Source organism: Pseudomonas putida (genome assembly GCF_026625125.1).
GTDB lineage: Bacteria > Pseudomonadota > Gammaproteobacteria > Pseudomonadales > Pseudomonadaceae > Aquipseudomonas > Aquipseudomonas putida_X.
This window is the reverse complement of the sequence record NZ_CP113097.1, coordinates 1828061-1841894: the sequence shown is the minus strand read 5'-3', so window position 1 is coordinate 1841894 and position 13834 is coordinate 1828061. Positions and strand designations below refer to the sequence as shown.

General features: G+C 62.7%; 8 protein-coding genes. 4 read left to right on the top strand and 4 right to left on the bottom strand.

Translation table 11 applies throughout. From position 1 onward, the window contains the following. Positions 1 to 4: 4 nt before the first annotated feature. Positions 5 to 3607, top strand: coding sequence for a transporter substrate-binding domain-containing protein (locus tag OSW16_RS08370; RefSeq protein ID WP_267822224.1), 3603 nt, complete (start codon positions 5 to 7; stop codon positions 3605 to 3607). Positions 3608 to 3646: 39 nt separating this feature from the next. Here the strand turns inward: OSW16_RS08370 and OSW16_RS08365 are convergent, their stop codons facing one another. Next, positions 3647 to 3991 carry a YggL family protein gene (locus tag OSW16_RS08365; RefSeq protein ID WP_267822222.1) on the bottom strand — a complete coding sequence of 115 codons (345 nt, stop codon included), beginning with the start codon at positions 3989 to 3991 and terminating at the stop codon, positions 3647 to 3649. Positions 3992 to 4178: 187 nt separating this feature from the next. Here OSW16_RS08365 and dacB point away from each other — a divergent pair, with 187 nt between their 5' ends. Then, positions 4179 to 5642, top strand: a complete 1464-nt coding sequence (gene dacB, locus OSW16_RS08360) for a D-alanyl-D-alanine carboxypeptidase/D-alanyl-D-alanine-endopeptidase (protein ID WP_267822220.1) — start codon at positions 4179 to 4181, stop codon at positions 5640 to 5642. Between the two features lie 281 nt (positions 5643 to 5923). Here dacB and OSW16_RS08355 read toward each other — a convergent pair whose 3' ends face one another. Then, positions 5924 to 8314 carry a diguanylate cyclase gene (locus tag OSW16_RS08355; protein WP_267822218.1) on the bottom strand — a complete coding sequence of 797 codons (2391 nt, stop codon included), beginning with the start codon at positions 8312 to 8314 and terminating at the stop codon, positions 5924 to 5926. A 94-nt stretch (positions 8315 to 8408) separates the two neighbouring features. Beyond that, positions 8409 to 10601 (bottom strand): bifunctional 23S rRNA (guanine(2069)-N(7))-methyltransferase RlmK/23S rRNA (guanine(2445)-N(2))-methyltransferase RlmL, encoded by a 2193-nt coding sequence (gene rlmKL / locus OSW16_RS08350; protein ID WP_241803114.1) that lies wholly within the window; start codon positions 10599 to 10601, stop codon positions 8409 to 8411. Positions 10602 to 11163: 562 nt separating this feature from the next. Between rlmKL and rmf the strand changes: the two genes are divergently transcribed. Next, positions 11164 to 11379, top strand: coding sequence for a ribosome modulation factor (gene rmf, locus OSW16_RS08345; RefSeq protein WP_003248687.1), 216 nt, complete (start codon positions 11164 to 11166; stop codon positions 11377 to 11379). Between the two features lie 98 nt (positions 11380 to 11477). Here rmf and OSW16_RS08340 read toward each other — a convergent pair whose 3' ends face one another. After that, positions 11478 to 12503 carry a quinone-dependent dihydroorotate dehydrogenase gene (locus OSW16_RS08340; RefSeq protein ID WP_267822216.1) on the bottom strand — a complete coding sequence of 342 codons (1026 nt, stop codon included), beginning with the start codon at positions 12501 to 12503 and terminating at the stop codon, positions 11478 to 11480. A gap of 127 nt (positions 12504 to 12630) precedes the next feature. Between OSW16_RS08340 and OSW16_RS08335 the strand changes: the two genes are divergently transcribed. Beyond that, positions 12631 to 13833, top strand: coding sequence for a CmpA/NrtA family ABC transporter substrate-binding protein (locus OSW16_RS08335; protein ID WP_267822214.1), 1203 nt, complete (start codon positions 12631 to 12633; stop codon positions 13831 to 13833). The last annotated feature ends 1 nt before the right edge of the window (position 13834 follow it).

Sequence of the window (13834 nt, the reverse complement as noted above, 5' to 3'; positions counted from 1 at the left end):
TCACATGGCGCGACTTCTTGCCTGGCTGGCCCTTGCACTGCCATTGGCCTGCTGCGCAGCGCAGGCTTCTCAGCTTGAGGCGGTGCCGTATTCCCTGCTTTCCCGCTCCTCGGCCCCACCGGTCACCCCACAACTGACCGCGCAACAGCGGGAATGGCTGATGGCCCGCCAATACCTGAAGCTGGGCACGTCTGCACCCGACTATCCGCCGTTCGACATAACCAGTGGCGGCCGCGACTATCAAGGCCTTACCGCCGAATATGCCAGCCTGATCGGCAAGGTCCTGCAAGTGCCGATTCGAGTGCTGCGCTACCCCAACCGGCAAGCTGCGGTAGAGGCGCTCAAGAAAGGTGAGATCGACCTGCTCGGCAGCGCCAATGGCTATGAAGCAGCGAGCGATGGCCTGGCGCTTTCGGACCCTTATGCCGTGGACCAGCCAGTGCTGGTGACCCGCGAAGACGAACGCCGCACACTCAACCCGGGCATGGCGGGGATGCGCCTGGGCATGCTGTATCACTATCTGCCCCGAGAAGAAGTCAGCACTGTCTATCCCAAAGCAGAACTGCTGGCCTTCGGTTCATCTTCCCAAGCCCTCAATGCCGTAGCGTTCGGGCAGGCTGACGTGTTCATCGGCGATACCATCTCCACGCACTATCAGCTCAACCGCGGCCACCTGCCGCGCCTGCGCATGGCCAGCTTCGGCAAACATGAAAGCGTCGGCTTCAGTTTTGCGATGCGTGCGCAAGATACCATTCTCAAGGATCTGGTGAACCTGGCCCTGGATCGCCAGCCAGCTGCCGTGCGCGCCAGCATCTTCAAACGCTGGAGTGCCGGCAGCGACCTGCTGCTGAGCGAGCGCAAACTGCAGCTCACGGCCGAAGAAGAGCAGTGGTTGCGCCGCCACCCTGTGATGCAGGTGGCTATCGACGAAACGGCTGCACCGCTGTCGTATTTCGACGGCAATGGCCATTTCCGCGGGATCACCGCCGACCTGCTGGACCTGATCCGCCTGCGTACAGGCCTGCGCTTCGAAGTGCAACGCGCCAACGGCATCGCTGAGATGATCGCCCGACTCGAGGACGGGCGCGTGAACATGATCGCAGCGCTTGCCGTGGATGACATGAGCGAGGAGCACTTGCAGCTCAGCCGGCCGTACCTGGAAAGCACCTATGTGCTGGTGACGCGCACCGAAACGCCCCAGTACACCTCACTGGAACACTTGCAGGGTCGGCGCATCGCCATCACCCGCTACAGCGAAATGTCCGAACTGCTGACAACCCGATACCCGCAGACCGGCTGGATCGAGACCGAGAGCCCCTACTATTCCATGGCACTGCTGAGCAGTGGTGCAGTCGATGCCGTCATCACGACCTTGATCGATGCCAATCATGCCGTGGCAGGTAACGCCAAACTGGTGATCCGCAGCACGGTCGGTACCGAGCCTGCGAGCTTCGCCATGGCCACCTCCGCACAGGAAACAGAATTGGCATCGATCCTGGACAAGGCGCTGCTGAGTATTTCGCCGGAAGAGCTGGGGGTGATCAACAACCGCTGGAGTGGCTACAGCCAGCATGACGACAGCAACTGGCTGGGTTTCAAGCGCCTTGCCATGCAAGTGTTGCTGGGGACCGCTGTGCTGCTGTTGGCCGCGCTGCTGTGGAACGCCCGGTTGCGCCGCCAGATCAAACAGCGCCAGCACGCCGAACGCGCCCTGAGCGATCAACTGGAGTTCATGGGCGCACTGCTCAACGGCACCCCGCACCCCATGTACGTAAGGGACAGAGCGGGCTGTTTGCAAAGCTGCAATGCCAGTTACCTGGAAGCGGTGCAGGCGACCCACGAAGAGGTCATCGGCAAGCGCCTGGAGGACAGCCTGTTCGCAGGGTCGGACAGCACTCGCCAGATCCATGCCGACTATCTGCAGGTGATGGCCGCCGGCGTTCCGTTGATCATCGACCGCCCCTTGCGGCTCAAGGATCGCGAAATCACCATCTACCACTGGATCCTGCCGTACCGTGATTCACTCGGTGAGGTCCAGGGTATCATCGGTGGCTGGATCGACATCAGCGAGCGGCGCAAGCTGGTGCAGGAGCTGCGCGAGGCCAAGCAATTGGCTGATGATGCCAACCGCGCCAAAAGTACCTTCCTGGCTACCATCAGCCATGAGATCCGCACCCCGATGAACGCGGTCATCGGCATGCTCGAACTGGCGGTCAAGCGTGCTCATCAAGGGCAGATCGATCGCACCTCCCTGGAAGTCGCCCACCATTCGGCCAAGGACCTGCTGGGCCTGATCGGTGACATCCTGGATATCGTGCGTATCGAGTCTGGCCACCTGTCCCTTGCACCCGAGCCGGTCGACCTTGCGGCGCTGGTCGAATCGGTGAGCCGCGTGTTCGATGGCCAGGCACGGCAAAAAGGCCTGGCCTTCGACGTCGAGATCGACCCCAGCGCCCGCTGCCACGTCCTGCTCGACCCCTTACGCTTCAAGCAGATCCTGTCCAACCTGATCAGCAATGCCATCAAGTTCACCGGGCAGGGTCAGGTGCGCATCAGCCTCAGCCTGCATGAAGAAGCCCCCTCAGTGCCTCCGAGCCTGGAGCTGGAAGTGCGTGACACCGGCATCGGCATTCACGACGATGACTTGCAACGGCTGTTCAATCCCTTCGTTCAGGCCAACCCACACAGCCAGGGCGCTCGCGCCGGCACCGGCCTGGGCCTGGCCATCTGCCGTAGCCTGTGCGAAATGATGGGCGCGAGCCTGAGCATCAAGAGCGTGCCGGATTTCGGCACGCAGGTTCGCTTCAGCGTCCCGCTGCAACGTGTAGACGCTCTGCCGCCGCAGGTGCTGGAAGCCGATGACATGGACGTCCCCGATGCCCGGCTGAAGGTGCTGGTGATCGACGACCACCCGGCCAACCTGATGCTGATGGCGCAACAGCTGGGCTACCTTGGCCTGAGCCAGGCCACTGCCAGCGATGGCAGCGAAGGCCTGGAAAAATGGCGCGAAGGGCAATTCGACGTGATCGTCCTCGATTGCAACATGCCGCACATGAACGGTTATCAGCTTGCCGCTGCTGTGCGCGCCGAAGAACGCCAGAACGGGCGCACTCCCTGCGTTATCCTGGGCTATACCGCCAACGCCCAGCCCGAAGTCAGGCAGAAATGCCTCAGTGTCGGGATGGACGACTGCCTGCTCAAACCCATCAGCCTGCGCACCTTGAGCCAACGCCTGGCCAATATCGCCCCCCGGCGGGAGCGGCCCGCAAAGGAGGCACCGTTCGATCTCAAAGGTCTGCGCAATATCGTTGGCGATAACCCCAACGACCGTGAGCGGTTTCTCAAGGCGTTGCTGATGAGCCTGCAGCAGGACTTGGCAACGCTCATGGGCCTGAACCCTGAAGCCCAGCCCGAGGCCATCGCCGAGCAGGCACACAAGATCCTCAGCGCGGCGCGGATGCTGGAAGCGCAGCACTTGATGGCGGCCTGTGAGGCCTTGGAACAGAACGGGTTGCCCGCAGCGCAGCTGAAACAGCGGCGACAGGCTTTGGCACGGCACATGCGCCGCGTAGAGAAAGCCTTGGCCAGAGAACTGACCAAGCCTTGATGAAGCGGCCGCCCGAACGGGCGCCGCTTCAGCCGAGCATCAGGAAGCCGGGTTGATCGGCTTTTCCGGGTACCAGGCGTCCAGCAGCGGGCTGACTTCGATGGAGGTCAGTTCGCTACGGCCTTTGAGCCAGGCTTCGACAGCGGCACGTTGCTCTTCGCTGACCGAGCCACGTTCTGCCAGGCAAACCAGGCCGAAATCATCACCACCGACATAGTCCAGGCCGTTGGCGTCCATGGCTTCTGCCAGGAAGGCGTCGAGGAAGGCATCGATGGCTTCGTCGGACAGGTCTTCCTTGAAACCCAGGTTCAATTCGAAACCCAGCTCCTGGAATTCATCAACGCACAGCTTCTTGCGCAGACGACGGGAACGGTTGGTAGCCATGAAACAATCCTCTTGAGTAATAACGCGCGGCACTTTAACAGTTTCCGCAGTACAACGGCGCTTTTCCGTCGAACGTGGCGCATCAGTGCTGCGCTTGGGGCATAATGCGCACTATATTTCGTAGGGGGGCCATCATCTCTTACAGCCCCTATGTCTTTTTCCCTCGTCCGCAGGGTATGAATCTCATATGATCAAATCGCTCCGCCCCCTCGTTCTCGCCGGCATGCTCCTGCCGTTCGCCCTGCCCAGCCAGGCTGCGGCTGTAAACACCACGCTGCCACCCAAGGTTCAGCAAGCGCTCAAAGCCAGCAAACTGCAGGACAGCGCACTGTCACTGGTGATGCTGCCGCTCAATGGCCCTGGCACGCCGACCGTGTTCAACGCCGATGTGTCGGTCAACCCGGCCTCGACCATGAAGCTGGTCACCACCTATGCAGCCCTCGAACTGCTCGGCCCGACCTTCCAGTGGAAGACCGAGTTCTACACCGATGGCACCCTGAGCAACGGCGTGCTCAACGGCAACCTGTACCTCAAGGGCGGCGGTGACCCCAAGCTGAACATGGAGAAACTGTGGCTGCTGATGCGTGACCTGCGCGCCAACGGCGTGCGCACCATTACCGGCGACCTGGTGCTGGACCGCAGCCACTTCGTACAGCCCAACCTGCCGCATTTCAATGATGACGGCGGCGACATGAACAAGCCCTTCCTGGTCAAGCCCGACTCCTTGCTGGTCAACCTCAAGGCCCTGCGCTTCGTCGCCCGCAACGATGGCGGCAAAGTGACTGTCGCCGTTGAGCCACCCATTGCGAGCATTCGCATCGACAACCAGGTCAAGGCAGTTGCCTCCAGAAAGTGCACTGGCGATGTACGCTACAACCCGGTGCCTCAAGCCGATGGCATGAGTGTGGTGGTCAGCGGCCAGTTGGGCGATGGCTGCAACTCGCAGACCTACCTCGCGCTGCTCGATCACCCGACCTACGCCGCCGGTGCCGTGCGCGCGATCTGGAACGAGCTGGGTGGCAGCATCCAGGGCCGTGACCGCATCGAGAACGTGCCCAAGGGCGCTCGCCTGCTGGCACGGGCCTTCTCGCCCGACCTGGTGGAGGTGATCCGCGACATCAACAAGTACAGCAACAACACCATGGCCCAACAGCTGTTTCTGAGCCTTGGCGCACAGTTCCGTACCGACGCCGATGGCGACGATGCCCGCGCCGCCCAACGCGTGATTCGCCAGTGGTTGGCCAAGAAAGGTATCACCGCGCCGCACCTGGTGATGGAAAACGGCTCGGGCCTGTCGCGTGCGGAACGGGTAAGCACCCGGGAAATGGCTGCATTGCTGCAAGCGGCGTGGAATAGCCCCTACTCCGCCGAGTTCATCAGTTCGATGCCATTGGTGGGGATGGACGGCACCATGCGCAAGCGCCTCAAGCGCACCGCCATGGCCGGCGAAGGCCACATCAAGACGGGCACCTTGAATACCGTACGCGCCATCGCGGGTTTCAGCCGTGACAGCAACGGCAATACCTGGGCAGTGGCGGCGATCCTCAACGACCCGAAACCCTGGGGTGCATCGCAGGTACTCGACCAGGTACTGCTGGACCTGTATCGCCAACCCAAAGCCGGTAACCGGACGGCAGGCGTCAACCCATGATCTGACTCCAACAGATCCGGCCTCATTGCCGGCAAGCCGGCTCCCACATGGATTTGCGCCGGCTTCAGAAATTGGGCAGGACCGCTGCCTCCACAGGTACAGCGCAGGCCTTAGGCTCTGCGCGGTCGCGGTGGGAGCCGGCAAGCTGGCTGCCACTTGGATTTGCGCCGGCTTTTAGAAATTGGGCAAGGCGGGGGCTGTCACAGGCAAAGCGCAGGCCTTGAGAACTGCGCGGTTGGGGTGGGAGCCGGCTTGCCGGCGATGAGGCCGGCACGCACGCCTCAGCTCAATTCTGCCTCGACACGATCCCTGCCTGCCTGCTTGGCTGCATAGACGCCAGCATCAGCCCGCAGCAACAGGGCATCGGCACCCTCCCCCGGCCGCCATCCAGCCACGCCAAAACTGGCGGTCACTTTGCCAACGCCTTCGACAGGCACGTTGCGCACGCCGTGCCACAGTTCCATCGCCAACAGCCGCGCCTGTTCGGCGCTGCTGCCTGGGCACAGCACCATGAACTCTTCCCCGCCAAGCCGGCAGAAAACGTCGGTACGCCGCAAGCGCTGACCGATGCGCTGGCACAAGCTGCGCAGCACATGATCCCCCACGGCATGGCCGTACTGGTCGTTGATCCTCTTGAAGTGGTCGATGTCGAGCATGATCACTGCCAGTTCCTGATCATCACGCTGGGCTCGGTCCAGTTCGGCCTTCAGCCGCTCCTGGAAGTAGCGGCGGTTGTGGATACCGGTCAGGGCGTCGGTCACCGACAGCTTACGCAAATCCTCCTCCACACCCTTGAGGTCGGAAATGTCGGTCAGGTAACCATGCCAGAGCGTACAACCGTCTTCACCGACCTCGGGCGTGGCCTCGCCGCGCACCCAGCGCAAACCGGCTTTGGGCAGGCACACGCGGTACTCTTCACGCCAAGGGGACAGGTGTTCGGCCGAGTCGCGCACGGAACGTCGCACGCGCTCAAGGTCATCGGCATGAATGCGCTCGAACACCACCGTGGCGTCCTTCTGCAGCAACTGCAAGTCGATCTCGTAGATATCGAACAGCCCTTGGCTGGCGTAGGGGAAACATGAGTGGCCGTTGGCGTCCAGGCGATACTGATAAATGCCGCCCGGCACCTCGGCACTGAGCTTCTCCAGCAGCCGATCACGCATCGCCAGCGCCTCATGCACACGACGCTGCTCGGTGACATCGATGCAAATTGCCAGGTAACCCACCCAAAGCCCTTGCTCGTCGAGCACTGCGGTGACCAGCATGTTGGCCAACAGCTGGCTGCCGTCCTTGCGCACCAAGGTCCACTCGCCTGGCTGCGCGCCACCGCCCTGCAAGGTCTCGGCGAACATCGCCTGGCCACCGTCAATCTGACGCCCGTAGCGCAGGCTCAGGGCATGGGCGCGCTGGCTGAGTTCCTCAGGCAGGACCAGGTGTTCCAGATGAAGGTGCCCGACCGCTTCGCTGGCCGCGTAACCCAGCATGCGTTCGGCACCGGCATTGAAGGTACTGACCACGCCCTTGAGGCTGGTCGCGATGATCGCGACCTGGGTAGCAGCATCAAGCACACTGCGCAGCTGATTATGCGTCTCGCGCAACGACTGCTCGCTGACCCGCAACTGCGCGGTACGCTGCTCCACCAGCTTGAGCGCCCGTTGCCGCTGGCTGAACAGGCTGTACAGTAACGCACTGAGCAACAGGCTCAGCAGGCCACCGAGCAAGCCCACAGCCAGTGCTGCCGAGGAGCGGTTGCCCTGCATGAATACCTGGCTGGGGCGGATATCAAGCTGGTAATGATGGTCGGCCAGGTGCAGCAGCTGCGTGCTGACCAACGCCAACGGCGCGGCCGGGTTCTGCGAGTCGAACAACAGCTCATGGCCATCACGCCCACTGGGGTCGACGATGCGTACCACCAGGTTGTCCTCGGCAATGGCCGGCAGGCCGTCCGTGATCAGTTGCCGCAGGTTCAGCAGCGCCATGACATACCCTGCAGGCCCGTCAGCCTGCGCGGTGTAGAACACCGGCGCGACCATCAACAGCCCGCGGGCGTAGCCCGGCGCGACACTGATCATGTCCAGCGGCGCCGACACTGCCATGCTGCCGGGCTCCACGGCACGCATCAGGGTCTGGTCACGTACCGCTTGGCCGCGCAGGTCCATACCGTAAGGTTGCCCCTGCATCTGGGTTGCCTGGGTGTAAAGCACCGGGTAGTAGTGATCACGCGGCGGCGCCGGGTGCCAATCGCCCCGCTCGTCCAGGTCACGGATCAGGTAGGTCTGACCCAACGCAGCACTGGCCTGGCGCTCGAACGCCCGCCGCTGCGCGCCTTCGACTCGCGGCGCCCACGAGTAAGCCTGGGTACGACGCAGCAAGGGGCGGGCGTAGCCGTTGAATTCGCCTGGGGTGACGTCGTTGGAGAAGCTGAAAAAACGGCGCAAGCTGTCCAGGCGCTGCTCCTGGTCATCGAAGCGCTCGGCGATGCGGCTATAACGCTCGCTGGCCAGCAGCTCGAAGCGCTGGCGCAGTTGCTGCTTGTAAAACGCATGCGTGGCCAGCGCCAGGGCAATCGACAGCAAGCTGCCGGCCACCAGCGCCACCAACGCCACTGCCCAGGCAGCCATCGCCTGGCTGCACAGGCCCAACACCTTCGCACGCACGCCATACTTCGACATAGATCGGTCTCGTCACGTCAGCGTCCTGCGAAAATCATGGCCCTGTGCTGAGTTATAGCTATTGGCCATTAGCGATGCAACGTTGCCTGTCGCATTAGCGCAGTTGCAGGCGCCAGGCGCGGTGGATGCGATTGTTGCGGGCAAAGTCCGGGTCCAGTGTCTGCGCCGTGATTTCCTCCACCACGTACCGCGCAGCCAGGTGCTCGTCGAGCTGGAACTTGCGGAAGTTGTTGGAGAAATACAGCACACCGCCGGGGGCCAGGCGCGCCATGGCCAGGTCGAGCAGTTGCACGTGGTCACGCTGCACGTCGAACACACCTTCCATGCGTTTGGAGTTGGAGAAGGTTGGCGGGTCGATGAAGACCAGGTCGTAGGTGTCGCGATTGGCTTCCAGCCAGGCCATGACATCACCCTGCTCCAGGCGGTTGCGCTCGGAGAAACCGTTCAGCGACAGGTTGCGCCGCGCCCAGTCCAGGTAGGTCTTGGACAGGTCGACGCTGGTGGTACTGCGCGCACCGCCCTTGGCGGCATGTACGCTGGCCGTCGCGGTGTAGCAGAACAGGTTCAGGAAGCGCTTGCCGGCGGCCTCACGCTGGATGCGCATGCGCATCGGGCGGTGGTCGAGGAACAGGCCAGTGTCGAGGTAGTCGGTGAGGTTGACCAGCAGCTTGACACCACCTTCACTGACCTCATGGAAGCGCCCTTCGGTGGCCTGGCGCTCATACTGGCGGGTGCCGCTCTGCCGCTCACGGCGCTTGAGCACCACATGCTGCGGGTCGACGCCCAGCGCCTGGGGGATCGCCGACAAGGCATCGAGCAGGCGCGCCTGGGCCTTTTCCGGGTCGATCGAGCGTGGCGCGGCGTACTCCTGCACGTGGACCCAATCCTGATAGAGGTCGACCGCCAAGGCATATTCAGGCATATCGGCATCGTACACGCGGTAGCAGTCGATCTGCTCCTTGCGCGCCCACTTGCCCAGTTGCTTGAGGTTCTTCTGCAGGCGGTTGGCGAACATCTGAGCGCCTTCGGACAGGCGTGCAGGCTCATTGGCTACCGGCAGCGGTCGGCGGGTATCGCCGCTCTCGGCCTGGGCCTCGCGACGCTCGCCGGTGACGAACTGGTCAGGCTGCACCTTGAAAAGCAGCAGTTTGCACGGCAGTGCGCCGTTCCAGAACGCATATTGCTTGTGGCTGCGGATGCCCATGCGCTTGCCCAGCTCTGGCGCACCGGTGAACACCGCCGCTTCCCAGCCCATGCACGCCTGGCGCAAGCGCTCGCCGAGGTTCTGGTAGAGATACAGCAAGCTGGCCTCGTCACCCAGACGCTCGCCATAGGGCGGGTTACTGATGACCAGGCCCTTCTGGTTCTGATCAGGGCGCGGCTCGAAGCTGGCAACTTCCCCTTGGTAGATCTTGACCCAGTCGCTCAGGCCTGCGCGTTCGACGTTGTTGCGCCCCGGCTGGATCAGCCGTGGGTCTGCCTCGTAGCCGCGAATCCACAGCGGCGGCTTGGCCAGACCAGCCTGTGCACGGGCCTGCGCCTCTTCGTGAACCTTGCGCCAGGTCGCCGGTACATGGCCAAGCCAGGCGCTGAAGCCCCAGCGCTCGCGCTTGAGGTTGGGTGCCATATCGGCGGCGATCATGGCAGCCTCGACCAGGAAGGTACCTACACCGCACATCGGGTCGGCCAGAGCGCCACCCTCGGCGGCGATACGGGGCCACCCGGCACGGATGAGCACTGCCGCTGCCAGGTTTTCCTTGAGTGGCGCAGCACCCTGCTGCAGACGATATCCGCGCTGGTGCAGGCTGTGGCCGGAGAGGTCGAGCGAAAGAATTGCCTCGCCACGGTCCAGGCGCAGGTGTACACGCACGTCCGGATCGACCTTCTCCACCGACGGGCGCAAGCCTTCACGGTTGCGCAGCTTGTCGACGATGGCGTCCTTGACCTTCAGAGCGCCGAAGTGGGTGTTGTCGATGCCCGAGCCATGGCCACTGAATTCGACCGCCAGAGTACCGTCGGCCGCCAGGTGATCGGCCCAGTCGACAGCGTTCACACCGTCGTAGAGGTCGTCGGCGTTTTTCATGTTGAAGCGCTTGAGCACCAACAGCACGCGGTTGGCAAGGCGCGACCAGAGGCACAGGCGGTAGGCGGTTTCCATGTCGGCCGCGCCGCGGATGGCCGAGGTGTGCTCGCGCACATCGTCAAGGCCCAGGGCCTTGGCCTCTTCGGCAAGCAGGCCTTCCAGGCCTTTGGGGCAGGTGAGATAAAGTTCGAAACGGTCCGACATGTGTATTCCAGAGCCTTGGGCTATTTGATTGACGAGGTGACGCATCGCCCCGCCGATGTTTGCCCGAACGCCCTTCCAGCAAGCGTCCGAGTGGCCTTTGGCTGCGCGACATGCAGCAGCTGATGGGCCGGGCCGCCTGATCGATCCACTCTCGCCAGTGGCAGAGAGAGCTTAGATCATCAGGCAGTGCATAAAATTTCTACCGATTTCAGGGTTGATGTGACCCTTCGTCGCATTACCAGATATTTCTTTCATCGCAGCGCAACGCTGGCGAAATGACGTCAAGGTTCAGCAAACCCCGATCATAGCGGGCTCAACGTCAAACAAGGTTGAGTCGCATTTATTTACTTATCCCCTCACCCTTGGAAACGTTACGTCCTTATGACAAATCGATCATTCCCTCGGTGACTCGCATTCGTTAGAACTGGTCTCAGGCCGCTTCGCAACGAGGCGGCACTTTCAGCCCGCCACGCCGGCAGCGGGCGCAAACCGGCAGAAAGACTCTGCCCGGCCTCGGAGAGGCCGACGGGACATTACAGTCAACAAGTGAGGGCAGCACCCTATGAGAAGACTTAAGCGTGATCCGTTGGAAAGAGCATATTCACGTGGCTACCAATACGGGGTCACCGGCAAATCCCGCGAACTTTGCCCCTTCAATCTTCCTTCTGTTCGCCAAGCCTGGATCAACGGCTGGCGTGAAGGTCGCGGTGATAACTGGGACGGAATGACTGGCACCGCTGGCATCCATAGACTCAACGAAAATCACGCCGTTGGCTGAACGAGGATACTGAATTCGAGTCACCATGCACGCCCCATCCGGGCGGCGGGCTAAGGCCCAGGGGCCCCTTGATGGGGCCCTTTTTTATGCCTGCGTGATCATGCCCGCGGCATGGCAGCGATCGCATCCACCGCTTCACGGATCAGCGCCGGCCCTTTATAGATGAAGCCTGAGTAGATCTGCACCAGGCTCGCGCCAGCGGCGATCTTCTCTGCGGCGTGACGGCCTTCGGTGATACCACCGGCAGCGATGATCGGCATCTTGCCGTTGAGCTCGGCCGACAAGACCTTGACGATATGGGTGCTCTTTTCCAGCACCGGTGCACCGGAAAGGCCGCCCGCCTCCCCGCCATACGGCAGGTTTTCAACGCCTTCACGGCCCATGGTGGTGTTGGTGGCGATCACCGCATCCATGCCCGATTCCATCAGCGTTGCTGCCACCAGCGCAGTTTCTTCATCACTCATGTCCGGCGCGATCTTTATCGCCAGCGGTACACGCTTGCCATGCTCGCCAGCCAGCTGTTCGCGGCGCTCGGCCAGGGCATCGAGCAGTTGCTTGAGCGAATCACCGAACTGCAGGCTGCGAAGGCCCGGGGTATTGGGCGAGCTGATGTTCACCGTTATGTAGCTGGCGTGGCCATAGACCTTGTTCAGGCAGATCAGGTAATCGTCGACCGCGCGCTCAACCGGGGTGTCGAAGTTCTTGCCGATGTTGATGCCCAGCACGCCGCTGTAACGCGCGGCGCGCACCCGCTCGAGCAGGTGATCGACGCCCAGGTTGTTGAAGCCCATGCGGTTGATGATTGCCGTTGCCTCTGGCAGGCGGAACAAACGCGGCTTCGGGTTGCCCGGCTGCGCTCGCGGGGTCACGGTGCCGATCTCGACAAAACCGAAGCCCAGCTGGGCAAAGCCATCGATGGCCGCGCCATTCTTGTCCAGGCCTGCCGCCAGCCCAACCGGGTTGGCGAAGTTCAAGCCCATCACCGACACCGGCAATGCCGCCGGCTGCTTGCACAGCACGCCGTTGAGCCCGAGGCGGCCACCGGCGCCGATCAGGTCCAGGGACAGGTCATGGGAGGTTTCCGGGGAAAGCTTGAACAACAGCTGGCGGGCCAGGGTATACATGGGCGGGCAAGGCTCGGGGTGAGTGAGGGTGCGATTATAGCCAGCGTGCGGCCGGCATGACAGCGCCTTGGCACATGCGTTGCTACATCGCCTGTACACAGCCTATTCAGTACAGGCGAGGATCTACGTGAATACATCACCCCTGGCATGGGTCAACGGCAGCGACGCACCCGAAAAAACCAGCCTCGACATCGGTTTCATGGCATTGACCGATTGTGCGTCGGTGGTGGTCGCAGCCACCCAGGGCTTCGCCCAGCAACACGGCCTGACCCTGAACCTCAAACGCCAGGGCTCATGGGCAGGCCTGCGGGACAAACTGGCCAGCGGTGAACTGGATGCCGCGCATTGCCTCTATGGCCTGGTCTATGCCGTGCACCTGGGCATCGGCGGGGTACCGGCCAGGGACATGGCGGTGCTCATGGGGCTGAACCAGAATGCCCAGGCCATCAACCTGTCCCCCGCACTTCAACGCAAGGGCGTGACCACACCTGAAGCACTGGCACGCCAAGTGCACCAGCAGGGTGCAAAACTGACCTTCGCCCAGACCTTCCCCACTGGCACCCATGCCATGTGGCTGTATTACTGGCTGGCAAGCCAAGGTATTCACCCCCTGCACGACGTCAACAGCGTGGTGGTGCCACCGGCGCAGATGATGGCGCACATCCAGGCTGGCCGTATCGATGGCTTCTGCGTCGGTGAACCCTGGGCCGCCGCCGCCGTGGCGCAGGGCCAGGGTTTTACCTTGGCCACCAGCCAGTCGATCTGGGCCGACCACCCGGAAAAGGTCCTGGCCTGCGCCCGCACCTTCGCCGAGCAATACCCCAACAGCGCCCGGGCGCTGATCAAAGCGATCCTCGCCGCCAGCCGCTTCATTGAACAAAGCCAGGAAAATCGCCACGGCACCGCGCAGCTGCTCAGTAGCAGCGCCTACCTGGATACGCCCCTTGAAAACGTCGAACCGCGCCTGCTCGGGGTGTATCAGGACGGCCTTGGCAACCACTGGCAGGACCCGCATGCCCTGCGCCTGTTCGATCAGGGGCGGGCCAATGTGCCTTACCTGTCCGATGGCATGTGGTTCATGACCCAGTTCCGTCGCTGGGGGCTGCTGCGCGATGATCCCGACTACCTCGGCGTCGCGCGCCAGGTCCAGCAGCTGGCGCTTTACCAGCAAGCCGCCGATGCACTCGGCGTGGCTTGCCCTGGCACGCCGATGCGCAGCAGCGTGCTGATCGACGGTATCGGTTGGGATGGCAGCGACCCCTACGCTTATGCCCGCAGCTTCAGCCTGCACGCCTTGGGCGATACGCCCGATGCCCGTATCGGCCTGTGAG